The following is a 24,540-nucleotide window of genomic DNA, read 5'->3' as shown; positions in this document are numbered from 1 at the left end:
AATGGATGGATTGCCATCCGGATCCGGGGAGGAACTCATTTCCAGAAGAGCTCTCGCACTGGCCTGCACCACCATGCTGGCCGGTAGCGGCGCAGCGGTCACCGCCACGAGTGCGTCCGCCGCGCCACCGCCCACACCGTCCACCTCGCTGCCGGCCCAGGCCACCGCAGCCCTGGAGCACCACCGGGCCGCCGTCGACGGCTCGCCGCAGGACCGGTTCACCCTCTACAGCAGCAAGAAGGACGCCCGGGGCGACGGCGTCGTGCGCTACACGCGTACGCACCGGGGCCTGCGCGTCTACGGCGGCGACATCGCCGTCCGGGTCGACGCCCGCGGCGACTACACCGGCAGCTCCGACGGGCTCGCGGCCCCGCTGACGCTGAACGTGACCCCGAAGGTCGGCGCGCCCCGGGCCCGCGCCGCCGCCGAACGGGCCTTCTCCGGGAAGATCACCTCGGTCGGCTCGCCGGAGCTGTTCATCGACGCCGGCGCGGGTACGCCCACGCTGGCCTGGGAGACCGTCGTCACCGGCCGGGCCAAGGACGGCCAGACCCCGTCCCGGCTGCACGTGGTCACGGACGCGTCGACCAACGCGGTCCGCGGCTCGTTCGACGAGATCGAGACCGTCGACGGCACCGGCAACAGCATCTACTCGGGCTCCGTCCACCTCGACACCACGGAGTCGGGTACGGGCTTCAGCCTGGTCGACTCCGCCCACGGCAACGGCCGCACCTGCGACCTGAACAACGGCACCTCGACGTGCACGACGTTCACCGACGCGGACAACGTCTGGGGCACCGGGACGAACGCGGACCGGGCCTCCGCCGCGGTGGACGCCCACTTCGGCGCCGCCACGACCTTCCGCTACTTCCAGGAGGTGCACGGGCGCAACGGCATCTTCGGCACCGGCGCCGGCGTGCCCTCGCGGGTGCACTACGGCAACGCGTACGTCAACGCGTTCTGGGACGGCGCCCAGATGACGTACGGCGACGGTGCGGGCAACGCCAAGCCGCTGGTCGCCCTCGACGTGGCCGGGCACGAGATGTCGCACGGCGTCACCGAGAACGTGATCCCCGGCGGGCTGACGTACTCCGGCGAGTCCGGCGGGCTCAACGAGGCCACGAGCGACATCTTCGGCTCCATGGTCGAGTTCTACGCCGGCAGCACGAGCGACCCCGGCGACTACGACATCGGCGAGAAGATCGACATCCGGGGTACGGGCGCACCGCTGCGCTACATGTACAACCCGGCCCTCGACGGCACCTCGCACGGCTGCTGGTCCTCGTCCACCAACAACGTCGACGTGCACTACTCCTCCGGCGTGGCCAATCACTTCTTCTTCGACCTGGCCGAGGGCACCGGCGCCACGGCGTACGGCACCTCGCCGGTGTGCGGCTCGGCGGACCCGGTGGTCGGCATCGGCCGCGACAAGGCCGAGAAGATCTGGTTCCGGGCGCTCGACACCTACTTCGTGTCCAACACCCGGTACGTCAGCACGGCCACGCCGGCCAACACCGCCCGGGCGCACACGCTCGCGGCGGCGGCGGACCTCTACGGCCTCTGCGGCACGGAGTACAAGACGGTCCAGGCCGCCTGGACCGCGGTCAACGTGGCCGGCAGCGACTACTGCCCCACCGGGGACGACTTCTCCCTCGCCACCTCTCCGGCGACGGCGACGATCGACCGCGGCGAGACCGTCACGACGACGCTGGCCAGCACGGTCACCAACGGCACCGCGGAGACGATCGCGCTCACCGCCACGGGCGTGCCGGCGGGCGTGACCGTGTCGTTCAGCCCGGCCGAGATCACCGCGGGCGAGTCGGCCACGGTCACCGTCAGCACGCCCGACGGGCTGGGCACCGGCAGCTACCCGATCACCCTGACCGGCACGTCACCCTCGGTGGCCCACTCGACCCAGCTGACGCTGACCGTACGCAGCCCCGACGGCTGCTCGGGCGGCAACGACACGGACGTCGCCATCCCGGACAACACCACAGTGACCAGCACGGTCGCGATCAGCGGCTGCACGGTCACGCCGTCGGCGACGAGCACGGTGGAGGTGCACGTCGTCCACACGTACATCGGTGACCTGGTGGTCAGCCTGGTGGCGCCGGACGGCACCGCCTACGTCCTGCACAACCGGGCCGGCGGCAGCACGGACAACCTCGATCAGACGTACGCGGTGAACCTCTCCGGCGAGACGGCCGACGGCACCTGGACGCTGCGCGTGCAGGACGCGGCGTCGATCGACACCGGGTTCATCAACAGCTGGAAGCTGTCCCTCTAGCTGAGATCCGTGGGGCGCCGGCCGGTCAGCGTGGACCCGCCGGCGCTCTGCGGCCGCCTTGCCGTTCGCGCCGGCTCAGCGGGCCGCCTTGCGGTCGGCCGCCGCGTAGGACGCCGCGGCGGTGAGGGCCGAGACGGCGAGCACGGACGGCCACGAGCCGATGCGCTTGGCGAGCGGGTGCGACAGCCCGAACGCGCCGACGTACGTGGCGACCAGCCCCGCGGTCACGGCCGGGCTGGTCCGCCGGGCCCACTCCCGGCCGGCCAGCACACCGCCCGCCGCCAGGACCACGCCGCCCAGCGGGCGGATGCCGGTCCGGCGGGCGAGCTGCCAGCCGCCGATGAGGGAGCCCGCGGTGACCGCTGCAGTGGGAACACGCATGCGACCGACCGTACACCGGCACCGGGCCTGCCATCCTGGGGGACATGGCGAACTCGACACGGGTGTACCTGCGCGAGACGACCGGCGGCCACGAACGAGTGATGATCATGGCCTACCTCGGGGCCGGCGACGGCGACGCGGACGAGATTCGCCGCATCGTCGAGCGGGACGGCACGGTCGTGGAAGACACGATCGCCTCCTTCGGGGCGGCGGGTGAGCAGTGGCTGCGGGAGCAGGACGAGGGTTACCAGGCGGCCGGGTTCGCGCCGATCTCCCCCTGACCCTGCTCGAGCCGAACAATGACCGCAGCGCTTGTGGCCGGCGGATCGCCGCGGGTCCTCTCGCCGGCGGAGTCGCTCAGCAGGCAGGGACGCCGTCGGCGACAATATCGGCTCGGTTACCGTCGTTGACATAATGCGCGTTGAGGTAGCCGGCGTTCGTTCGTCCGCCCACGCTGGTGCGCGATTGGTTGGTCACCTTGCACCAGAGCCGATTCTCGTAGGCGCCGACCGACTCTCCCCAGGCGTAGCAATCCAGTCGTACCTGTTCATTGACGTAGACGCCGAGTCCGGTGATGCGGTCGGTGTCGCTGGTCTGTGGACTGTTGCGGAACCACACACCGTCGGGCGGAGCTTCGCTGGTATTCATGACGGTGAAGATCGCGGGCGCCGCGGCGGCAGGCTCGGGTCGAACAGGCCCGGGGTTCTCGGGCTGCGGCGGCATTGTCGACGTGCCTTTGCCGTCGACGCCGGGTCCGTCGGTTGACTTACCGTCGTGGTCACCGCCGGTGTTGTGGGCAGGTTCGGGCACCGACACCGCGGCGGCATGGCTGATGGTGATGGCGTAACGGTCGCGATGGTTGAGCTGATCGCCCATCACATTGAACTGAGTGCGGAAGAAGTCCAACACCGGGGCGAACACCATCAGGGGAATCACCAGGAAGGCCCAGCCGCCAAGTGCCCGGTACAGGCTCTCCGGCGAGAAGCACTTGGCAAGGAGGTCCGCCGGCCCTTTGCCGAGAGCCTCCAGGCAGTCGTTGAGCTGCAGGACGTCACCCAGAATCTCGGCGGCCTGAGGGCCCCCCTTGCCGAAGCGGGTAAGGATGTCGCTCAGCGCCTTGAGCCCGGTGTACAGAGCCACCAATGACTGGCCGAATCCGTCGTAAGCGGTGACGAGCTGTGCCCGGTCGCCCGGCGGCATGGTGACGGCGAGCGTTGCCGTCTCCCGGGGTCCGATCACCACCGGTTGTCCGGAGGAATGCGAAGACAGGCTGCGCCAGAACGAGCCTCCGGTGAGGCCGGTGACGCTGAGACCGCCGCGGCTGAGCAGCAAGGGATAGCGGCGGTTGTTGACCACCTTCACCATCCGACCGGAGTCCGACTTGCCCAGACACCAGTAGACCGTCGAGCCGGAGTCGGAGCCGATCGCATACCCGTCCGTGCGCGCACTGGATTCGTCGCTGCATGCGGGCTTGGCGGCTTCGGCGAAGGCGCCGTCACTGAACGGGTCGATGAACTGCTTGCGGAACTGATCCGGGCTCTCTGACGTCGCGACCGCTACGCCGGTACCAGCGGAGACCACCTCGCGCAGAGGCAGAGAGATCTTTGCCGTGGCCGGCAGGGCTCCTGATGGCGCCAGATCGAAGGTGTCGGAGAGCTCCTTGGTGTACGCGATGCCCGGCTGCGCATTTGCCTTCGACGCCTTCAGCTGGGAGGGCAATGCGCTCGCGGACACCGAAACCCCGTCGAGCAGCTGCACCGCTTGATCGGCCTGCCCGTCACCCATCGTAGCTGCGCCGCACCCAGAGGCGGCATCTTCACTCCATCGTGGCCGCGCGGATCATTGCGGCGCTGCGATGAGTTCGAGCGCAGTGAGGTGTTGGTGCTGCCCTCCCACCGGACGCCATGCCCCGGGCCGGTCACCGGCGCAGGCAACCGCTCGCCGCCCGCTCCGCCCGGTCCCGGACGTCCGGGAACGATCCGTCGCCGAACAGGATCCGGGCCGCGGCCGCCCTGCCGGCACGGCTGCGGAGCACGGCGAACGCCGCCTCCGCCGCGACCGGCGAGGGCAGGCCGGCGAACAGGCGCCGCAGCATCAGCCGTCCCCGGAAACGCGCCCGCAGCGCGCCGCCCGAGTAGCCACGCAGCACGCACTGGTCGCCGGTGCGCAGATAGCTCTCCGTGACCGCCGCGGCGAGCTCGGACATGCGCAGGCAGGGGTCGAGTCCACCGGCGGTCAGCGGCGACACCGCGCCCGCCGCGTCGCCGACGAGCAGGCCGCGCGGGCAGGCCAGCCGGCGCAGCACGCCGCCGACCGGGATCGGACCGCCGCGCCGCTCGACCGGACCGGTCGGCGCTGCCCGGCCCGGGGCTCCGGCGGCGAAATCGTCGAGCAGATGACGTACGCCGGCTCGCATCGCCCGCGGATATCCGGCGACTCCGACGTGTGCGTGCCGCCCGTCAGCGATCACCCAGCCCAGGTAGCCGGGGGCGATCCGGGGATCCAGCACGCAGTGGAACGCCGGGGCGTCGGGACCCTCGGCGATCGGGTGCGCGTACTCCGCCCCGACGAGCAACCGCCGGTTCACGTCCAGCCCGAGGTCACGGGCGACCCGGGACCGGGCGCCGTCCGCGCCGACGACGAACCGGGCGGTCACCGGCTCCGCGCCCTCGAGCCGGACCACGGTTCCGGCCACCCCGGCGTACCGGACGCCCAGCAGGACCCGGGCCCCGGCGGTCTCGGCCGTACGCCGGGCGTGCTCGTAGACGCCCGCCATGTCGGCGACGCGGTACTCGTCGCGGTCGCTGGTGAGGTGGACCGGGGCCCGGCGCGACGGCGGGTACAGAAGGACGTCGCGGACGCCGGGGCCGAGCAGGTGCTCCGGCAGGTCGAAGTCGTCGAGCGTACGGCGCACGAAGATGCCGGTGGTCCGGATGCCCGCCGCCAGCGACCGGCGGCGCTCGACCACCGTGACGGTCAGGCCCCGGCCGGCGAGAAGGCGGGCGGTGTGCAGGCCGGCCAGGCCCGCGCCCACGACGAGAACGTCAACGGTGTGCACAGAGGCGACGGTAGGCGCGGTTCAGCGCCGGGGCGGCGGGTCACATACGACCTGCCGGAGACCTTCACACGCCGGACACACCGGGCGCCGGGAATGACGTCGCGGCCCGCAGCAGGGAGAGAAGCCGCGGGCCGCGACGAGACGGGGTGGGTCAGGCCGGCTCGATGACCACCGGGGTGTGCAGGACCCGGTCCCGGCCCACCGTGCGCCGCTCCCCGGTCAGCCGTACGGTCGCCCGGCACGGCAGGTCCGTGGCGGAGGCGCCGACGTGGATCTCGACCTCGCCCGGGTCGACGACGCGGAGCAGGTCCCGGCCCACGAACGCGGTGCGGTCGGCGTGCAGGGTGAACTCCACGCGGGCCGCGGCGCCGGCGGCGAGCGGCACCCGGGCGAACCCGGCGAGCTGCAGCAGCGGCCGGGTGACCTCGGCCTGGACGTCGTGCAGGTAGAGCTGGACGATCTCGGCGCCGTCGCGGGGGCCGGTGTTGCGCACCCGCACCGAGACCGTCACCGTGCCGTCGGTGGGCAGCTCGGTGGCGCTGACCGTCAGGTCGTCGTACTCGTACGTGGTGTACGACCGCCCGTGGCCGAAGCCGAACATCGCCGTGGGGTCGAGGTTGCTGACGCCCTCGCTGTTCGCGCCGTACGGCGGCTGCAGGTACGTGCCGGGCTGGCCACCCGGGAGGCGCGGCACCTGCACGGGCAGCTTGCCGCTGGGGTTGAGCCGCCCGGAGACGACGCCGGCGATGGCCGAGCCGCCCTCCTCGCCGGGCATGAACGCCTGGATCATCGCGGCCGCCCCCTCGTAGTCGCCCAGCGCGTACGGGCGGCCGGACACGACCACCACGACGACGGGCGTACCCGTCTCCAGCAGCTTGCCCAGCAGCTCGCCCTGCAGGCCCGGCAGCTGGAGGTCCGGTGCGTCGCAGCCCTCGCCCGACGTGCCACGGCCGAACATGCCGGCCCGGTCGCCGACCACGGCGATGCAGACGTCGGCGTCGCGGGCGGCGGCGACCGCCGCGTCGAAGCCGGAACGGTCCTCGTCGCGGATCGGGCAGCCGGTCTCCAGCGTGAACCGGTCGTCCGGCAGCTCGGCGCGCAGCGCCGCCCACAGCGACGGCGCCTCGAGGCCCATCCCGTACTCGGGGTAGTCGCCGAGGATGTGGTTGGGGTACGAGTAGCAGCCCATGAACGCCTGGGCGTCGTCGGCGCACGGGCCGACGACCGCGATCCGGCGCGGGGCGGTGCCCTCCGTCAGCGGCAGCACGCCGGAGTCGTTGGCGAGCAGCACCACCGAGCGGTCGGCCACCTCGCGGGCGATCGCGCGGTTGGCGGGCGAGTCGAAGTCGATGCCCTCGCCGGCCGCGACGGAACCCTCGGGGGTCCAGTCCGGGTCGAGCAGGCCGAGCTCGGCCTTCTGCCGCAGCACGCGGCGGGCGGCCCGGTCGATGAGCTCCTCGGACACCTGCCCCGAGCGCACCAGCTCGATGAGCCCCGCGCCGTAGCCGATGGCGTCGGGCAGCTCGACGTCGATCCCGGCGGTCAGCGCCAGCGCCCCCGCCTCGGCGGGAGTGCCGGCCACGCGGTGCATCGTCTGCAGGAACGGCACCGACCAGTAGTCGGACACGACGACGCCGTCGAAGCCCCATTCGTCGCGCAGCACGCCGGTGAGCAGCGACGGGTCCGCGCCGACCGGCACGCCGTCGATCTCCGAGTACGAGTTCATGACCGAGCGCGCGCCGCCGGCCCGGATCGCCGTCTCGAACGTCGGGAGGATGTATTCGCGCAGCTCACGCGAGCCCATGGCGACCGGGCCGTGGTTGCGGGCGGCGCGCGAGGCGGAGTAGCCGGCGAAGTGCTTGAGGGTGGCGACGAGGCCCTGCTTCTCCAGCCCTCGCACGTACGCGGCACCCAGCGCGCCCACCAGGTACGGGTCCTCGCCCATGGTCTCCTCGACGCGGCCCCACCGGTAGTCGCGCACGACGTCGAGCACGGGCGACAGGCCCTGGTGCACGCCGACCGCGCGCATGTCGGCGGCGATCGCCGCGGCCATCCGCTCGATCAGCTCGGGGTCGAACGTGGCGGCCCACGCGAGCGACGTCGGGTAGACGGTGGCGCCCAGCGTGGTGAAGCCGGTGAGGCATTCCTCGTGCACGATCGCGGGCACGCCCAGGCGGCTGCTGTCGACGACCTGCCGCTGCAGCTCGACCACGCGGGCGCGGCCCTCGTCGGCGGTGACCGGCCGGGTGCCGAAGGGGCGGGTGAGGTGACCGATGCCGTCGCGCACCGCGGTGTCGAAGGGACGGGAGCCGGCGGCGAAGACGTCCTGCATCGGCGCGACCTCACCGGTGGTCTCGACCGCGTCCTGCTGCCAGACGCTGCCCAGCTGGGCGACCTTCTCCTCGAGGGTCATCTCCTCCAGCAAGGCGTCGGCGCGCTCGGCGCTGGTTCGAGCGGTGTCGGTCCACGGTTGCGGGCCGGCCTTCAGCACGGTCATGACTCCTCCTGCTTCGCCGAAACTTCCGGTGCTCTTCCGGACGGCACAGGCAGTCTCTCCCGGCCCGTCTTCCCGACGCAAGCCGGAAGTTGCGACTAATGCCAGTTCCGCAGGCGGGACATGCCCCGGTAGCACTCCGGAAGTTTCAGAGAACCCGGAAACGACGATCCCGCCGCCTCCGCTGCGGGAGACGACGGGATCGTCGAGAGCCGGCCGGGGTCACTCCCCCGGTTTCTTGAATTGCTCCTCGGGCTTGCCATCCATGTAGTCCGCCACCGTCCGGTACACCGCCGGGTTCACGATGCCGTGCTGCATCCGGTCGTAGTGCCCGGCCCAGTCCGGGTTGACCAGGTAGCCGGCGACGACCAGGGACTGGGTGCCCACCACCAGCGCGGCGGTCTTGTCTGCGTCCGTCGTACCGGTCTTGCCGAAGATGGGGTGACCCACCGCGTTGCGCGCGTTCGGCTCGGTGGCCCCGGCGCAATTGCCCAGCTGGGCCTGGTCGCCGACCGGGCAGCGTGCCGCGTCGAGCGCCCGGCGCGCCACGTCCTTGCTGGTCGCGCGGGTGCAGTCCGGCTGGCCCACGTTCAGCTTCGTGCCGTCGGCCGAGGTGATCCGCTGGATCGGCGTGGGCTTGCAGTACATGCCGTCACCGGCCAGCGTCGCGTACGCGTTGGCGATGTCCAGCGGCGTCGACGCCGACACACCCAGCGTGAACGCGCCCCACTGGTGCGCCGAGGCCGGGTCGTTGGCGAACTCGGCGTCCTGGCGGGCCCGGAACTGCACGCCGAACCGCTTCGCGACGTCCACCACCTTCTCCGCGCCCACCTGTTCCTGCAGCGGCACGAAGTACGTGTTCACCGACTTGCCGAAGCCGGTCCACATGTTGAAGGTGCCCTGCTCGCTCTTGGACGCGTTCGACGGGCAGTAGAAGTGCGTGCCCGGGCAGGCCGCGTCGGAGCTCGGGTCGATGATGTAGCCCGACTTGTACGTGGAGCCCGACGTGATCGAGTGGTCCAGCCCGAGACCGTTCTCCAGCGCCGCGACCATCGTGAACATCTTGAACACCGAGCCGGCCTGGTAACCGACGATGTCGCCGCCACCGGTGATGATCGGGTTGGTGGTGTTCGGGTACGTGCCGCGGATGCCCTTCTCCGCCAGGTCCGGGTTCGAGCTGAGCTTGTTCTTCGGGTGCTCCGGGTCGTCCAGCCTGTACTTGCGGTTGGCCGCCAGCGCGCGGACCCGGCCGGTGCCCGGCTCGACCCCGGCCAGCAGCAGCGCGTTGCGGTTCTTGTCGCTGATCTGGTCGGTGATCTCCTTGCGTGCCGACGCCTGCGCCTTGATGTCCAGCGAGGTCACCACGCGGTAGCCGCCGCTCTTCAGCTGGCGCTCACGGTCGTACGAGGTCGCGCCGAACTGCTCCTGGCTCAGCCACCAGCGGTAGAAGTAGTCGCAGAAGAAGCCCCAGTTGTTCTTGGCGACCGACACGCAGCCGTTGCCGGGGCGCTTCGTGGTCTTCGCGAGCTTCACCGTCTTGGCCTGGGTGGCCTGCTGCGGGGTGATGTAGCTGAGGTCCCGCATGTTGTCGATGATGTAGTTGCGCCGGTCCAGCGCCTGCGGGTAGCCGCTGGGCGTGGTCGGGTCGAACGAGGTCGGCGCCTTCACCATGCCGGCGAGCAGGGCGGCCTCGGCGATCGTCAGGTCCTTCGGCTTCTTCTGGAAGTAGACCTGGCTGCCGGCGTAGACGCCGTACGCGCCGTTGCCGAACGGGGCCATGTTGAGATAGCGCTCGAGAATCTGCTCCTTGGTGAGCTCCTTCTCGACCTGCATGGCGTACTTCATCTCGGTGAGCTTGCGCTCCGGGCTGTCCTTCGTCGCGTCGATCGCCTGCTGCGGCGTCTTGGCCGAGTACGCCAGCGACATGCGGACGTACTGCATCGTCAGCGTGGACGCGCCCTGCTGGGAGCCGCCCTGCTTGTTGTTGACGAAGGCCCGGGCCACACCCTTGAGGTCAACGCCGTTGTGCTCGTAGAACTGGTGGTCCTCGGCCGCGACGATGGCGTGCTGCATGTTGACCGAGATCTCCTTCAGCGGCACGTCGCTGCGGAACTCGTCGTACATGACCGCGAGCTGCGTCTTGCCGTCGGAGGCGAAGATCCGGGTGACCTGGGGGGCCGACTGCTGCTCCAGCTCGCTGGGCAGCTCGGCGAAACCCTGCGAGCCCGCCTTGGCCGCCAGGCCCGACATGGCGACGGCCGGGAACGAGGCCGCCGCGACCACGACACCGGCGAGCAGGCCACAGATCACCAGCGATCCGCCGTTGGCGAAGAGGGAGCGATCGCGTTTTCGGGTCCAGAAAGTCACCCGATCCACGTTAGCCACGGAGATCCAGCACCACCTCTCGAGGGGTTGCCTCGTTCGTGTCGACCGCGCCCGCCGTCCGGGCGCCCTGAACAGCCAGGGGATCAGCCCGGCGGCGGCTCCCCTTTACCCAACGACGCGGTCCGCGTCACGCTCCCGGGGCCAGTGGATTACGTCACACAAGCTGATCTTCGAGGGTGGCGACCCCGCCGCTGGCGGCTGCCTGAGGGACGCGCGAGCGAGCCGCGGCGTCGCCGTACAGGGCCCAGCGCAGGAACTCCGTCGACGTGGCGGTGGTGGCCTCGAAGTCGGCGCCCGTCGTGACGTGGCCGCCCTCGGTGATCGACAGCATCGCCCGCGACCAGGGCACCGCCGCGAAGACGGCATGCCCGGCCCGGTACGTCACCGTGTCGTCCTCGCGGCCGTGCACGAACAGCATCGCCGCCGGCGGCCCGGTGAACGGCGTGCCCTGGAAGTCGGTGCCGGCCAGCACGACCCCCGCCTTCAGCCGCTCGTCACGGCGGGCGCTGAACAGGCCCGCGGTGGTGATGCCGCCCGCCGAGTGACCGGCCGCGGCGAGCCGGTCCGGGTCGATGACCACGCTCAGCGGGCCACCGGCCGCCAGCAGCTGGTCGATGACGTGGGAGGCGTCCGCGGGCTGGTTGACGATGTCGAGCGGATCGAGGTCCGCGGCGCCGTACGACGTGTTCGGGTACGTCGGCCCGGCCGCCACGAACCCCGCCTCAGCCCAGCGGGTCAGCATCGCCGCGTAGTCACCCGGCTGGGCGGTGAGGCCGTGGCTGAACAGCACGAGCGGGAACCGCCCGGTGGCCGCGGGGGCGTCGGTGGCGGTGCTCGTGGCGGGATACCAGACCGTGGTCGGCAGCGCCCGCCCGTCCCGGCTGAACTCCAGCACGCGATTGCCCACGGCGTACGCCTGTGCGGGGGCGCTGCCGGCCGGTGGCGCGTACCGGGCGGTGATCGACTGCGGCGCGAGCGAGGAGGCCGTCGTCGAGGCGAGGATGGGCGCGGCCGACGCGGAGGCGCTGGTCGCCCCCGCCATCCCGACGCCGGTACCCGTGTCGGCGGTGCACGCCGCGAGGCTCCCGGCCCCGGCGGCGCCGGCCAGCCCGAGCAGCAGTGTCCGTCTACGCATGGTGACATTGTCCGGGGCGTACCTGTGATGACCTTGAGAAACGTACGAGCCGAACATCACATCCGGTCACGTCCCCGGCGTGCCGCGCGGCGCGGCCTAGGCTTGACGACCATGACGACCAGGCCTGTGAGGATCGGGCTGCAGCTGCAGCCTCAGCACGCGGACTACTCCACGATCCGGCGTACGGCCGCCGAGGCGGAGGAACTCGGCGTCGACGTCCTGTTCAACTGGGACCACTTCTACCCGCTGTACGGCGACCCCGACGGCCTGCACTTCGAATGCTGGACGATGCTCGGCGCGTGGGCGGAAGCCACGTCGCGGGTCGAGATCGGCGCGCTCGTGACCTGCAACAGCTACCGCAACCCCGACCTGCTCGCCGACATGGCGCGTACGGTCGACCACATCAGCGACGGCCGGCTGATCCTGGGCATCGGCTCCGGGTGGTTCGAGAAGGACTACCAGGAGTACGGCTACGAGTTCGGCACCGCCGGCGGCCGCCTGAACGACCTCGCCGACGCCCTCCCCCGGATCGAGGCGCGGCTCGGCAAGCTGAACCCGCCGCCGACCCGCAAGATCCCGGTGCTGATCGGCGGCGGCGGCGAGAAGAAGACGCTGCGCCTGGTGGCCAAGCACGCCGACATCTGGCACAGCTTCGGCGACGCCGCGACGGTCGCGCACAAGCTGGGCGTGCTCCGGCAGCACTGCGCCGACGTGGGCCGCGACTTCTCGGAGATCGAGGTCTCCGGTGGCCTGTCGGCCGAGGGCGGCGTGGCGGCCGCCACGGCGCTGCGCGAGCAGGGCGTCTCGCTGTTCACCGTCGGCGCCGGCGGCCCGAAGCCGGACCTGGGCCCGCTGCGCGACTGGCTGGCCTGGCGCGACGAGCAGAACGCCTGACCCACGGCACGCGGCCGGGCCCGTCACCACGACGGGCCCGGCCGCCCGCAAGCGGACCGAAGGCTGCCCGTCAGACGAAGATGTCGAGGATCATCACGCAGCCGAAGCCGACCACCGAGATGATCGTCTCCATCACCGACCACGTCTTGATGGTCTGCCCGACGGTCATCCCGAAGTACTCCTTGACGAGCCAGAACCCGGCGTCGTTGACGTGCGAGAAGAACAGCGACCCGGCGCCGATCGCGAGCGCCAGCAGCGACACCTCGGGCTTGTCGAGGGTGGCGGCCAGCGGCGCGACGATGCCCGCGGCGGTGATCGTGGCGACCGTGGCCGAACCGGTGGCGATCCGGATGCCGACCGCCGCGAGGAAGCCCAGCACCAGCGCCGAGATGTTCGCGTCCTTCGCGGCGTCGGCCACGACGTTGCCGACGCCCGCGTCGACGAGCACCTGCTTGAAGCCGCCACCCGCCGCGACGATCAGCAGGATGCCCGCGATCGGCGGCAGCGCCCCGCCGAGCACCGACGAGGTCTGCGCCCGGTCGAAGCCGGCCCGCTTGCCCAGCGTCCACATCGCCAGCAGCACCCCGAGCAGCAGGGCCACGACCGGGTCGCCCAGCACCTCGAAGGCGCTCCGCACGCCGTTGCCCTTGTCGAGGGTCAGCTCGGCGATCGCCCGCAGCAGCATCAGCACGATGGGCAGCAGCACGGTCAGCACGGCGGGCCAGAAGCCCGGGTTGCGCCGCCGGGCCGGCAGGCTGCCGTCGACCGCCTCGTCCGGCTCGCGGGTGCCCGCGTTGGCCAGGTCGTCGCGGTCCACGAAGTCCTGACCGCCGGCCGGGCCCGAGGCGGGACGGTCGCCCTCGGGGCCGGAACCGCGACGATCTCCGGCCGGGCCGGAACCCACCCGGTCGGCCGCCGGGGCCCCGGCGCCCACCAGCGCCCGGCCCGGCACGGCGACGGGCACCCGCTTGGCGATGAAGTTCCCGAAGACCGGGCCCGCGATGATCACCGTGGGGATCGCGCAGATCAGCCCGAACGCCAGGGTCAGGCCCAGGTCGGCGTTGAGGTTCGCGATCGCCACCAGCGGGCCCGGGTGCGGCGGGACCAGGCCGTGCAGCACCGACAGCCCCGCCAGCGCCGGGATGCCGATCTTCAGCAGGGGTACGTCCGTACGCTGCGCGACCAGCAGCACGATCGGCACCAGCAGCACGACGCCGACCTCGAAGAACAGCGGCAGGCCGATGAGCGCGGCGACGCCCGCCATCGCCCACGGCAGCGCCGACCCGGAGAACTTGCGCACGATCGTGGCGACGATGCCGTCCGCGCCGCCGGACTCCGCCAGCAGCGCGCCGATCATGGAGCCGAGGGCGATGAGCAGGCCGACGCTGCCGGCCGTACTGCCGACGCCCTTGGTGAACGAGGTGACGGTGTCGGCCGGCGCGACCCCGGCGACGATCCCGAGCACGGCCGCCCCGACGACGAGGGCCAGGAAGGGATGCCATTTCGCCCAGGCGATGAGCAGAATGACGGCCGCGATGCCCAGCACGGCGGCGAGGACGAGTTGGCCGGTACCGGCGGAGGTGATCGCCTCCGCGGCCAGCGAGGGAGCGGCGTGCGCAATCATGGGCGAGCCGTACCCCGATCGTGGGAAAACCAATCCCGCGCCGATCAGCCCTGCAGCGCCGTCGCCAGCCCCCGCTTCACGCTGCGGGTGAGCTCGTCGGCGAGGATCTCCGGCCGGCCGGCGGCCACCTCGTCCAGGGCCAGGGCCGCGACCACGGCCGGGTCCACCTTCTGCTCCGCCGGCACGTGGACGGCCATGTCGGTGTCCATGTAGCCCACGTGCAGCGCGGCGACGTGGATACCGCGGGGGGCCAGCTCCTCGCGGACCGCGTCGGTCAGCGCCCATTCGGCAGCCTTCGCGGCGACATAGCCGCCGACCCGGCCCGGGTGGTACCACGACAGCACGGACAGCACGTTGAGGACGGCCCCGCCGCCGTTGCGCTCGAGGACCGGGGCGAAGGCGCGCGTCATGGCCAGCGTCCCGAAGAAGTGGGTGTCCATCTCCAGCCGGATCGCGTCGAGGTCACCGCCGATGAGGGCGGCGCCCGTGCTCGTACCGGCGTTGTTGACGAGGAACGTGGCGTCCCCGGCGATCTCGGCGGCGCGCGCGACGGCGGCCGGGTCCGTGATGTCCAGCGGCAGGCGGATGACGCCGGGCAGGTCGATGGTCTCGGGGCGGCGCGCCGCGGCGTAGACCTTGGCGCCCCGTTCGACGAGCTGGGCGGCGAAGTGACGGCCGAGGCCGCGGTTGGCGCCGGTGACGACGGCGACGGAGTTCTCGATGTCCATGCGTTTAGATTACGTTCGACATCTATAGCCTCCAAGGTTAGATGACGAGCGTCATACAATGGCCGGCATGGCACGTGCATCGCAGGCTCAGGCCCGGGAGAACCGCGACCGGGTTGTCCGTACGGCGGCCCGGCTCTTCCGCGAACGCGGGGTCGGCGGCGTCAGCGTCAGCGACCTCATGGCCGAGGCGGGGCTGACCCACGGCGGCTTCTACAAGCAGTTCCCGTCGAAGGAGGCGCTCGTGGCCGAGGCGACCGGCCGCGCGTTCGGCGACCTCGGCGCCCGGCTGACGGACCTCGACGAGCGGCACGCCGGCGATCACGACGCGGCCCGGCGCGAGTTCGTCGCCGGCTACCTGTCGGCCGGGCACCGCGACGACGCGGGGAACGGCTGCCCGGTCACCGGACTCGGTCCCGACGTGGCGCGCGAGGACGGCGCGGCCCGGGAGCCGTACGCGCACGGCGTCGAGGAATTCGCCCGGTGGATGGCCGGCGCGGACGGCGACCAGGACCTGGCCGCCGTCGCCACGATGGTCGGCGCGCTGCTCATCGCCCGCGCGACCAGCGGCACGCCGCTGTCCGACCGCGTCCTGGCCGCGGCGAAAGACGCCCTGAGCCAGGGGTGACCCTAGGCGGTGGCGCGCTGGTCGTTCCAGAGCGAGACGCCCAGGCCGATCAGGGCCACCCCGGTCGGGACGGCCAGCGGCCGGTTGAACGACTCCGGCAGCACGGCGAGCGCGAGCGTGGCGACGGTGCCCGCCGCCAGCAGCGCCGCGGCCCACCGGGCGAGGACGCGAGCCCGGAACAGCGCGACACCGAAGACGCAGCCGCCCGCGAGATAGCCGATGGAACCGAGCACGATGACCGTCTGCAGAGCCCCGATGCCGTGGACGGCGGTGCCGCCGAAGGCCACGGCGAGCACGTCCGCGACGTAGTCCGGCGCGGTGTCCGCCAGCGACGGGAGAACGGTCGCCGCGACGATCTCGATGCCCAGCATGAGCAGGTAGCCGGCCGCGAACACCGCATAGCCCGCCAGGCCGAGAATGCCCGCCTGGCGGACCTGGCGCAGGTACATGCCGGTGATCCCGGCGAGCGCGAGCGCGGCCATGACCGCCTTCGCCGTGCTGCGGACCACCCAGTCGGTGGTGGTCACCGCTGCGAGGCCCATGGGTGGGTGGCCGACCTGGACACCGACGAAGAGCAGTCCGGCGATCGCGGCGCAGATGCCGGCGGCGCGCAGCAGCGTAGGTGCCCACGAGCCCTGCGACCACGAGCCGCGAACGGCTGAACCGTGCCCGGGTGCTGGCGGCCGCCGTCGAGGTCGCCGACGCGGGCGGCTTCGACGGGCTCACGATGCGGCGGCTGGCCGACCGGCTGGGCGTGGTGCCGATGGCGCTCTACAAGCACGTCACGGACAAGCACGACCTGCTCGACGGCATGATCGACCTGGTCTTCGCCGAGGTCGCGATCCCGGCCGGCGAGGGCTGGCGCGCCGCGCTGCACACGCGCGCCTCATCGATGCGCGACGCCCTGCTGCGGCACCCGTGGGCGGTCGGCCGGATGGAGACGGGCACGCCCGGGCCGGCCAACCTGCGGCACCACAACGCCGTGCTCGCTTGCCTGCGCCGCGACGCGGGTTTCTCGTTCCGCGCTGCCGTGCACGCGTCCAACCTGATGGACGCCTACGTGTACGGGTTCGCCCTGCAGGAGAAGACGCTCGCGGGCGACATCCCCGCCGAGGCGGCCCGGCGCCGCAATGCCGTCGCGCACCGGGGCCCGTCGGAGATGGAGGAGTACCCGTTCCTCGCCGAGGTGGTCACCGAGCTGGCGAGGACGGGGTTCAGCTTCCCCGACGAGTTCCGCTTCGGGCTCGACCTCATCCTCGACGGCCTCGCCCGCCTGATCCCCGGGACCACCGGGGACGGCCCGGACAGCCCCTAACGCCGGCCCAGCGGCAGACCGGCCCGCAGCAGGTCGAGGGCGCGCTCCATGGAGGAGAACTCGTCGTGGTCCAGGGCGGGCTCGTCGACACCGCGCGGCAGCGTCGCGAGCAGCGATCCGATCACCGCGCCGGCCAGCACCCGGGCCGGGAAGTCGTCGGCCGGCACGCCGGCCCGCTCCGCCACCACCGTGGCGAGCAGGTCGACGGCGGCCGCGTACTGGTGCAGCGAACGGGCCCGCAGCTCGGGCACCGACTGGATCAGCCGCTGCCGCCGCCGCTCCTGCCGGCGCTGCTCCTCGCTGACGGCGGCGAAGACCTGCCGGATGCCGCGCTTGATCGCCTCGATCGGGTGCAGGTCGGCCGGCTGATCGCGGACCGCCTGCACGAACAGCGGGTCGAGGTCGTCGGCGAGGACCACGTCCTCCTTGGTCGGGAAGTACCGGAAGAACGTGCTCTGCGAGACGTCCGCCGCCTCGGCGATCTGATCGACCGTCGTGGCGGCGTACCCCTGCTCGTCGAAGAGCCTCATCGCGTGCTCGCGGATCGCGGCGCGCGTTCTGGCTTTCTTGCGTTCCCGCAGTCCCGGCGGCGTCATACCGTCGATTCTGCCGCCGCCGGCGGCGAGAGCGGCGTGCGGGGGACGTCCGGCGCGTCGCCCGCCCGCGCCGGACGGCCCGGCAGGAAGATCATCGAGAGTACGGCGCCACACACTGCCACCACCGCGGCCACCAGCATCGTCAGGGCCATGCCGTCGGTGAACGCCGAGCGCACCACGTCCAGCAGCCCGGGGTCGCCGAGGCGGCGGGCGACCGCGACCCCCGCCGAGACGCTGTCACGGGCGGTGTCCGGCAGCGCCGAGCCGTCGACGCCGTCGCGGTACGCGGAGTTCAGCACCGTACCGAGCACCGCGACCCCGATCGCGCTGCCGACCTGGCGCATCGCCTGGATCAGCCCGGAGCCCACCCCGCTGCGCTCGCGCGACAGTGCGCCCAGCGCGGCGTTCATCGCCGGGGGCATGGTGAGCCCGAGGCCGATGCCGGCGAGCGTGATCCAGATCGCGACGAACCCGTACCCCGAGTCCGGGCCGGTGGCCGTACCCAGCAGCAGGCCGCCGGAGATCAGCAGCAGCCCGGCCGTCACGACGGCCTTGGCGCCGAGCCGGTTCTCGAGCTTCCCGCCGATGCGCGCGCCGACCATCAGCCCGCCGATGACCGGCAGCAGCCGCAGTCCCGTGCCGAACGCGTCGTTGCCGCCGATCTCCTGGAAGAACAACGGCAGCGCGAACAGCAGGCCGAACATCGCGAAGCTGGCGACCGTGGCGAGCAGCGCGCCCCAGGTGAAGGCCCGCGAGCGGAACAGCGCGAGGTCGACCAGCGGCGCCTGCGCGCGGCGCTGCCACCAGCCGAAGATCACCAGGAGCACCACCCCGGCCACCGCGGTGAGCACGGCACGGGCGTCGGTCCAGTCGCGTTCGCCGGCCTCGATCACGCCGTACGTGACGGCCACCAGCCCACCGGCGGACAGCAGCACGCCGAGCGGGTCGAAGCGCCGCTTGCGGTCGCCGTGCGACTCGGGGACCCACAGCGCGACCGCGACGACGCCGGCGATGACCAGCGGCACGTTGATCAGGAAGACCGAGCCCCACCAGAAGTGGTCGAGCAGGTAGCCGCCGACCAGCGGGCCGAGCGGGATGCCCAGCGTGTTGGCGGTGACCCAGACGGTCAGCGCCCGGCCCCGCTCCTCAGGGTCGAAGATCACGGTGAGCACGGCGGAGCTGAGCGGCATGATCACCGCCGCGCCGAGGCCGAGCACGGCGCGGGCGGCGACGAGCTGGCCGGAGGTCGTGGCGTACGAGCACGCGGCCGACGCCGCCCCGAAGAGGACCAGGGCGCCGAGCAGCATCCGCTTGCGGCCGAACCGGTCGCCGAGCATCCCGGCGGGCAGCAGCGCGGCGGCGAGCACGAGCAGGTAGGAGGTGGTGAACCACTGCAGGTCACCGGTCGTCGCCCGCAGGTCTCCCGCGAGCGTCGGCAGGGCCACGGACAGCACGGTGCTGTCCAGCCCGATCGCGATGGTGCTGAGGGAGAGCGCCGCGAGCGCCCACCAGCGTGAATTGGAGGTAGCCATGAAATGAGGGTAACTGTCAAAAGCCAGAAGCCCTCGGTTTGTGACGTACGCCATCATCGGACGGTGACCGCCTTCGCCACCGCGCTCGGCCTGCCGGGGCTCGCCGACGTGCACACCCACTTCCTGCCCGAACGGATGCAGCGCCGGGTCTGGGCCCACTTCGACGAGGCGGGGCCCCTCATCGGCCGGAAATGGCCCATCCACTACCGCGGCACCGAGGCCGAACGCGTCGCCACGCTCGGCGAACTCGGCGTGCGCGTGTTCACGGCGCTCGCGTACGCCCACCGCCCCGGCATGGCCGCGGACCTCAACACCTGGACGCTGGACTTCGCCGCCCGTACGCCCGGCTGCCTGCCCAGCGCCACGTTCTTCCCGGAGCCGTCGGCGGCGCGGGACGTCCGTACGGCGCTGGAGCGCGGGGCGCGCATCTTCAAACTGCACCTGCAGGTCGGCGGCTTCGACCCGCGCGCCCCCGAGCTGGACGAGGCCTGGGGCATCCTCGCCGACACCGGCACCCCGGTGGTCGTGCACGCCGGGTCCGGCCCGGTCCCCCACCGCTTCACCGGCCCCGGCCCGATCGGCGAGGTCCTGCGCCGCCACCCCCGGCTGGCCATGATCGCCGCGCACCTCGGCGCCCCGGAGTACGAGGGCTTCCTCCAGCTGGCCGAACGCCACGAGCGCGCCGGCCTCGACACGACGATGGCGTTCACCTCGTTCTTCGAGGACATGGCCCCGTTCCCCCGGGACCTGCTCCCCCGGCTGCGCGACCTCGGGCTCGCCGGCAAGGTCCTGCTGGGCAGCGACTTCCCGAGCATCCCGTACCCGTACGCCCACCAGCTCGACGCGCTCGCCGCCCTCGGCCTCGGCGACGCCTGGCTGCGCGCGGTGTGCTGGCAGAACGCGGCCCGCCTTTTCGATCTCTGACGGCGCGTCCGGCCCCCATGACCTGCTCCGCCGTGTCACGATTCGTTTCGATCAATCGCGCCGGGGAGGTGGGCCGGATGAAGAAGGTCGTCGGCTGGATCGTGCTCGCGCTGGTCATCTTCTACATCGGGACGAACCCGGGCCCCGCCGCGGACATCGCCCAGGGCATCGGCGACGGCGTCGCGGAGGTGTTCCGCAACATCGGCGTCTTCTTCTCCGACCTCGCGTCCTGACGCCGTGCGGGTCGTCTGCGTCGGGCTGGCCACGGTCGACCTGGTCCAGCGCGTCGACCGCCTGCCCGGCCCGGACGACAAGGCGGAGGCGCTGTCCGCGGAGGTCGCGGCCGGCGGCCCGGCCACCAACGCCGCGCTCACCGCCGCGGCGCTCGGCGCCGAGGTCACCCTGGTCACCGCGGTCGGCGCCCACCCGCTCGGCGACCTCATCCGGGCCGACCTCGCCGCCCACGACGTCACGCTGCTGGACGCGGCTCCGGACACCCCGGAACCCCCACCGGTCTCGGCGGTCACGGTGCTCGACGCGACCGGCCAGCGCACGATCGTGAGCCGTAACGCGCGGGGCGTCGCTGTGGCCGTACCGTCTGCCCTTGCGGAAACCCTGACCACCGCGGACGCGGTGCTGGCCGACGGGCATCACCCCGCGCTGGCCCTGGCCGCGGCGCGCAGCGGGCGGCCGCTGGTGCTGGACGCGGGCACGTGGCGGCCGGTCTTCGCGGACCTGCTCCCCCACGCGGCGGTCGCGGCCTGCTCGGCGGCGTTCCACCCACCGGGCGACCTCGACACGGTCTCAGGGCTGCGAGCGCTCGGCGCCCACCACGGCGCGATCACCCGCGGGCCCGAACCGGTCGCCTGGTGGTCGGGCGGCGAGTCCGGCGAGCTCGACGTGCCGCCCGTAGCCGCGGTCGACACGGCCGGCGCGGGAGACGCTTTCCACGGCGCGCTGACGGTCGCAATCGCCCGCGGAGCGGAGCTCACGGAGGCGCTGCGCTATGCGATCGGCGTCGCCGGCATTCGGGTCCAGTACCGCGGCCCCCGCACCTGGCTCACAGCGCTCCGCTGACGCATCGATCTCCGCAAACCCACTGCGTACGCTGAGGGCATGGCCGACCGATCCACGGCGCCGCCGGCCCGCCTGACCAGCCGTCCGGGACGTCCGGTCGTCGTCGCACCTGACCTGAGCGCGCTGCGCGGCCCATTCTGCGGCGTCGTTGAGCTGCCGCACCGAATGGTGTGGCACCCTCCCGACGACCGCCGGTTCGACCTCGACGATTCCTTCGAGGTTCTCCGCGTCTACGAGATCGTGCTGCGGGAAGCCGTCCGGCGCGACGAGCTGGCGGCCTGGCTGGACGATGGCACCCTGCGGCGGCTGTGGCCGGACCTCTACCTTCCTCGCGGTGTGCGCCGGGCCTGGGAGCTGCGCCATCGGAGACCTGGCCGGACACTGAGCAGCCGCTCAAGCTCGTCGGACCGCCCCGCCGCGCGGCGTCAGCTGCGGTCGAGGGCGGCGAGGATGCGCTGGTGGTGGGCGTCGAGGTCCTCGGACGGGACGTTCGCGTCCGCCCGGGCGAAGTCGAAGTCGGCCATGTCGTGGGCCGGGAACACGTGGACGTGGGCGTGCGGCACCTCGAAGCCCGCGACGATCAGCCCCACCCGCGGCGCGTCGAACGCCCGCTTGAGCGCCGCGCCGATGGTGTGGCTGACCGTCATGAGGTGACCGAGCAGGTCCGGCTCCAGGTCCGTCCACTCGTCCACCTCGGCGCGCGGCACGACCAGCGTGTGGCCCGGCGTGAGCGGCGCGATCGTCAGGAAGGCCGCCACCCGCTCGTCGGACCACACGATGCGCCCGGGCAGGTCCCCGTTGATGATTTTCGTGAAGACGGTCGGCATGCCCCTATGAGATCACGCACCGCGACGGTCTCAGGCGACCAGGGTGCCGCCGTCCGCCGTCAGCACGGTCCCCGTCGAGTACGGCTGCGTGAGCAGGTAGAGGTACGCCGCCGCGACCTCCTCCACCTCTCCCACCCGGCCCAGCGGGAGGCCGGCGCCGGCCTGGGCGTACAGCTCGGCGGGGTCGTCCATGCGGTCCCACAGCGGTGAGCGGGTGACGCCCGGCTTGACCGCGTTGACGCGGATCGGCGCCAGCTCGGTGGCGAGGGCACGGGTGAGCGAGTCCATCGCGCCGCAGATGCTCGCGCCGAGCAGCCAGCCCGGTCCGGGCCGGTCGGCCGCGGTGCCGGAGGTCAGGGTGATCGAGCCGCCGGGCCGGATCCTCGGTACGGCACGGTGCACCGCACCGAGCAGGCTGAAGTACCGCAGCTCGAAGAAGGCGCGGGCGCGCGCCGCGTCGAACGCCGCCACGGGCATCAGCGACAGCGGCTCCCCGGCCGTGTAGACGAGGTGGTCGAAGTCCCCCACCGCGGCGAAGAAGGCTTCCGTCGCGGCCGGGTCGGTGAGGTCCACCGCCGCACCGCTCGCTCCCGGCAGCCGGCCCACTGCCGCGTCCACCTTCGTCTTGCTGCTCGACACGACCACCACATCCGCACCGCGGCCGGCCGCGCCCTGCGCCACCGCCGCGCCGATCCCGGAGGTGCCGCCGAGGACGACGACACGCTGATTCTGCATTTCCATGACCACCACGATCCGCCCGGCCGCCCGCGCCCGTCCAAGACCTGTTCCGGCCGCTGTCATACCCTGCGGGCATGAGCGACGTCGACCTGCGCAAGCTGCGGTACTTCGTGGCGGTCGCCGAGCAGCTGCACTTCGGGCGGGCCGCGGCGCTGCTGCACATAGCCCAGCCGGTGCTGTCGCGGCAGATCCGCGCGCTCGAGGACGAGCTGAAGGTGGAGTTGTTCGTCCGGACGAAACGGGCCACCGAGCTGACCCCGGCGGGACGGCAACTGCTGGCCGACGCCGTACCGTTGCTCACGAATGCCGCCGCCCTGCAACGGCGGGTGCGGCGCGCCGCGGGCGGGACCGACTCCTTCACGGTGGCGTTCATGCCCGGGCTGACCGTCACGGCGGCCGTCCGGGCGATGCGCGACAGTCACCCCGGGCTGTCCGTGGACGTCCTGCGTACCGACTGGGACGACCAGGGCGAGGTGCTGCGCGACGGCCGCGCCGATATCGGCTACGTGCGCCTGCCCCTCGACCGGCGCGGCCTGACCGTGCAGCCGCTGACGACCGAGCCGCGGGTGGCCGTGGTGCCGTCGGACCATCCGCTGGCGGGCAAGGACGAGATCGCGATCGGGGACCTCGCCGGGGCGACGCTGCTGCAGAATCCGGCGGCGGTCCCGGAATGGCAGGGCCGGGCGGTTCCGGTGCCCGCCGCCTCGGTCGAGGAGAAGCTCGAGCACGTCGCGGCGGGCCGCGGCGTCGCGGTGCTGCCGTTGTCCACCGCGGCGTTCTACACCCGGGCGGACGTCGCGTACGCCCGGATCACCGGCATCTCCGCGAACACGGTGTGCCTGGCGTGGGCGAGCGACCGCGACGACAACCCGCTGCTCCGCGACTTTGCCGCCCTGGTGAGCGCGCTCAGCCCAGCTTGACGAGGGTCTTGCCGATGCCGTCGCCGCGCAGCATGGACAGGAACGCCTCCACTGCCTGGTCGATGCCTTCGAGGACGGTCTCGCGGTAGCGGATGCTGCCGTCCGCCACCCGCGGGGCGACCTCGGTGTGGAACTGGTCGCGCAGGTCGCCGTGGTCACCGACGAGCATGCCGCGGATGGTGAGGCGCTTGCCGATGACCTGGGCCAGGTTGCGGGGCGCCGGGACCGGCTCGGTGGCGTTGTAGACGCTGATCATGCCGCAGACGCAGACCCGGCCGTGCACGGTCAGCGCCGAGATCGCCGCCTCGAGGTGGTCGCCGCCGACGTTGTCGAAGTAGACGTCGATGCCGTCCGGGGCGGCGGCCTTGAGCTGGTCGCGTACCGGCCCGTCGTGGTAGTCGAACGCCGCGTCGAAGCCCAGCTCCTCGCGCAGGTAGGCGACCTTGGCCGCGGAGCCGGCGCTGCCGATGACCCGGGCGGCGCCCTTCAGCTTGGCGAGCTGGCCGACGACCTGGCCGACCGCGCCGGCCGCGCTGGAGACGAAGACGACGTCGCCGGGCTTGAACTCCGCGGTGCGCAGCAGACCGGCGTACGCCGTCAGCCCCGGCATCCCGAGCACACCCAGGTACGCCCCCAGCGGCGCCCGGGACGGGTCGACCTTCGCCGCCGAGCGTGCCTCGACGAGGGCGTACTCGCGCCAGCCGAGCCCGTGCAGCACCGTGTCGCCGGGCTGGAACCCGTCCGCCTCCGACGCGACGACCTCGCCGACCGCGCCGCCCTGCAGCGCCTTGCCCAGCTCGTACGGCGCCACGTACGACTTGCGGTCGTCCATCCGGCCGCGCATGTACGGGTCGACGCTCATCAGCGTGTTCCGGACGAGCAGCTGCCCGGGGCCGGGCTGAGGCACCTCGGTCCGCACGGTCTCGAAGTCGGTCGGCACGGGGGTCCCGTGCGGGCGGGCGGCAAGCCGGATCTCTGTCGAGGTGGTCATGCCGCCCAC

General features: G+C 72.4%; 23 protein-coding genes. 9 read left to right on the top strand and 14 right to left on the bottom strand.

Annotation, left to right across the window (positions count from 1 at the left end):
* The first annotated feature begins 73 nt into the window (after positions 1-73).
* A complete protein-coding gene (locus IT780_RS28255; protein ID WP_233413630.1) occupies positions 74-2,287 on the top strand; it encodes a M4 family metallopeptidase in 2,214 nt (737 codons plus the stop codon).
* Between the two features lie 75 nt (positions 2,288-2,362).
* Here IT780_RS28255 and IT780_RS28250 read toward each other — a convergent pair whose 3' ends face one another.
* Entirely contained in the window at positions 2,363-2,668 is a 306-nt protein-coding gene (locus IT780_RS28250) for a hypothetical protein (protein WP_199514819.1), read from the bottom strand.
* 44 nt (positions 2,669-2,712) lie between these two features.
* Here IT780_RS28250 and IT780_RS28245 point away from each other — a divergent pair, with 44 nt between their 5' ends.
* On the top strand, positions 2,713-2,949 hold the full coding sequence (locus IT780_RS28245) for a hypothetical protein (protein ID WP_199514818.1): 237 nt from the start codon (positions 2,713-2,715) through the stop codon (positions 2,947-2,949).
* A gap of 76 nt (positions 2,950-3,025) precedes the next feature.
* Here the strand turns inward: IT780_RS28245 and IT780_RS28240 are convergent, their stop codons facing one another.
* The 5 genes from IT780_RS28240 to IT780_RS28220 form a co-directional block, all read right to left on the bottom strand.
* The gene (locus tag IT780_RS28240; protein WP_199514817.1) at positions 3,026-4,453 is read right to left on the bottom strand and encodes a hypothetical protein; all 1,428 of its coding nucleotides are present in this window, start codon (positions 4,451-4,453) and stop codon (positions 3,026-3,028) included.
* A 133-nt stretch (positions 4,454-4,586) separates the two neighbouring features.
* Positions 4,587-5,726 carry an NAD(P)/FAD-dependent oxidoreductase gene (locus tag IT780_RS28235; protein ID WP_199514816.1) on the bottom strand — a complete coding sequence of 380 codons (1,140 nt, stop codon included), beginning with the start codon at positions 5,724-5,726 and terminating at the stop codon, positions 4,587-4,589.
* Positions 5,727-5,877: 151 nt separating this feature from the next.
* Complete coding sequence (locus IT780_RS28230; RefSeq protein ID WP_199514815.1) at positions 5,878-8,223, bottom strand: beta-glucosidase family protein; 2,346 nt, start codon at positions 8,221-8,223, stop codon at positions 5,878-5,880.
* Positions 8,224-8,442: 219 nt separating this feature from the next.
* Positions 8,443-10,587, bottom strand: a complete 2,145-nt coding sequence (locus IT780_RS28225) for a transglycosylase domain-containing protein (protein ID WP_199514814.1) — start codon at positions 10,585-10,587, stop codon at positions 8,443-8,445.
* 172 nt (positions 10,588-10,759) lie between these two features.
* Positions 10,760-11,740, bottom strand: a complete 981-nt coding sequence (locus tag IT780_RS28220; RefSeq protein ID WP_233413629.1) for an alpha/beta hydrolase family protein — start codon at positions 11,738-11,740, stop codon at positions 10,760-10,762.
* A 111-nt stretch (positions 11,741-11,851) separates the two neighbouring features.
* Between IT780_RS28220 and IT780_RS28215 the strand changes: the two genes are divergently transcribed.
* On the top strand, positions 11,852-12,634 hold the full coding sequence (locus IT780_RS28215) for an LLM class F420-dependent oxidoreductase (protein WP_199514813.1): 783 nt from the start codon (positions 11,852-11,854) through the stop codon (positions 12,632-12,634).
* A gap of 70 nt (positions 12,635-12,704) precedes the next feature.
* Here the strand turns inward: IT780_RS28215 and IT780_RS28210 are convergent, their stop codons facing one another.
* Both IT780_RS28210 and IT780_RS28205 read right to left on the bottom strand, forming a co-directional pair.
* Positions 12,705-14,258: a GntP family permease gene (locus tag IT780_RS28210; protein WP_199514812.1), complete on the bottom strand. Its 1,554-nt coding sequence runs from the start codon at positions 14,256-14,258 to the stop codon at positions 12,705-12,707.
* Positions 14,259-14,302: 44 nt separating this feature from the next.
* Positions 14,303-14,986, bottom strand: a complete 684-nt coding sequence (locus IT780_RS28205) for an SDR family oxidoreductase (RefSeq protein WP_199514811.1) — start codon at positions 14,984-14,986, stop codon at positions 14,303-14,305.
* Between the two features lie 67 nt (positions 14,987-15,053).
* Here IT780_RS28205 and IT780_RS28200 point away from each other — a divergent pair, with 67 nt between their 5' ends.
* Entirely contained in the window at positions 15,054-15,611 is a 558-nt protein-coding gene (locus tag IT780_RS28200; protein ID WP_199514810.1) for a TetR/AcrR family transcriptional regulator, read from the top strand.
* 2 nt (positions 15,612-15,613) lie between these two features.
* On the opposite strand, the gene IT780_RS28195 is transcribed toward IT780_RS28200, so the two are convergent.
* Positions 15,614-16,138: a hypothetical protein gene (locus tag IT780_RS28195; protein WP_233413628.1), complete on the bottom strand. Its 525-nt coding sequence runs from the start codon at positions 16,136-16,138 to the stop codon at positions 15,614-15,616.
* A 95-nt stretch (positions 16,139-16,233) separates the two neighbouring features.
* On the opposite strand from IT780_RS28195, the gene IT780_RS28190 reads away from it, so the two are divergent.
* Positions 16,234-16,926 (top strand): TetR/AcrR family transcriptional regulator C-terminal domain-containing protein, encoded by a 693-nt coding sequence (locus tag IT780_RS28190; protein ID WP_307831425.1) that lies wholly within the window; start codon positions 16,234-16,236, stop codon positions 16,924-16,926.
* Here IT780_RS28190 and IT780_RS28185 read toward each other — a convergent pair.
* Both IT780_RS28185 and IT780_RS28180 read right to left on the bottom strand, forming a co-directional pair.
* Positions 16,923-17,522 (bottom strand): acyl-CoA-like ligand-binding transcription factor, encoded by a 600-nt coding sequence (locus IT780_RS28185; RefSeq protein ID WP_199514808.1) that lies wholly within the window; start codon positions 17,520-17,522, stop codon positions 16,923-16,925. The genes IT780_RS28190 and IT780_RS28185 overlap by 4 nt on opposite strands.
* A complete protein-coding gene (locus IT780_RS28180) occupies positions 17,519-19,054 on the bottom strand; it encodes a DHA2 family efflux MFS transporter permease subunit (RefSeq protein ID WP_199514807.1) in 1,536 nt (511 codons plus the stop codon). The genes IT780_RS28185 and IT780_RS28180 overlap by 4 nt, the downstream gene beginning before the upstream one ends.
* A gap of 3 nt (positions 19,055-19,057) precedes the next feature.
* Between IT780_RS28180 and IT780_RS28175 the strand changes: the two genes are divergently transcribed.
* The 3 genes from IT780_RS28175 (at position 19,058) to IT780_RS28165 (ending at position 21,055) form a co-directional block, all read left to right on the top strand.
* Positions 19,058-19,978 carry an amidohydrolase family protein gene (locus IT780_RS28175; protein WP_199514806.1) on the top strand — a complete coding sequence of 307 codons (921 nt, stop codon included), beginning with the start codon at positions 19,058-19,060 and terminating at the stop codon, positions 19,976-19,978.
* Positions 19,979-20,055: 77 nt separating this feature from the next.
* Positions 20,056-20,211, top strand: a complete 156-nt coding sequence (locus IT780_RS28170) for a hypothetical protein (protein ID WP_199514805.1) — start codon at positions 20,056-20,058, stop codon at positions 20,209-20,211.
* A 4-nt stretch (positions 20,212-20,215) separates the two neighbouring features.
* On the top strand, positions 20,216-21,055 hold the full coding sequence (locus IT780_RS28165; RefSeq protein WP_199514804.1) for a PfkB family carbohydrate kinase: 840 nt from the start codon (positions 20,216-20,218) through the stop codon (positions 21,053-21,055).
* 425 nt (positions 21,056-21,480) lie between these two features.
* Here the strand turns inward: IT780_RS28165 and IT780_RS28160 are convergent, their stop codons facing one another.
* Positions 21,481-21,882 (bottom strand): HIT family protein, encoded by a 402-nt coding sequence (locus tag IT780_RS28160; RefSeq protein WP_199514803.1) that lies wholly within the window; start codon positions 21,880-21,882, stop codon positions 21,481-21,483.
* Positions 21,883-21,912: 30 nt separating this feature from the next.
* A complete protein-coding gene (locus IT780_RS28155) occupies positions 21,913-22,623 on the bottom strand; it encodes an SDR family oxidoreductase (protein WP_199514802.1) in 711 nt (236 codons plus the stop codon).
* Between the two features lie 71 nt (positions 22,624-22,694).
* Here IT780_RS28155 and IT780_RS28150 point away from each other — a divergent pair, with 71 nt between their 5' ends.
* Positions 22,695-23,540 carry a LysR family transcriptional regulator gene (locus IT780_RS28150; RefSeq protein WP_199514801.1) on the top strand — a complete coding sequence of 282 codons (846 nt, stop codon included), beginning with the start codon at positions 22,695-22,697 and terminating at the stop codon, positions 23,538-23,540.
* Here IT780_RS28150 and IT780_RS28145 read toward each other — a convergent pair.
* Positions 23,527-24,531 carry an NADP-dependent oxidoreductase gene (locus IT780_RS28145; protein ID WP_199514800.1) on the bottom strand — a complete coding sequence of 335 codons (1,005 nt, stop codon included), beginning with the start codon at positions 24,529-24,531 and terminating at the stop codon, positions 23,527-23,529. The two genes, IT780_RS28150 and IT780_RS28145, sit on opposite strands and share 14 nt — an antisense overlap.
* Positions 24,532-24,540 lie beyond the last annotated feature (9 nt).

Origin of the sequence: Nucisporomicrobium flavum (assembly GCF_016464385.1) — a bacterium.
Classification (GTDB): domain Bacteria; phylum Actinomycetota; class Actinomycetes; order Mycobacteriales; family Micromonosporaceae; genus Actinoplanes; species Actinoplanes flavus_A.
Note: the sequence above shows the minus strand (reverse complement) of the source record. Positions and strands in the feature narration are given on the sequence as shown.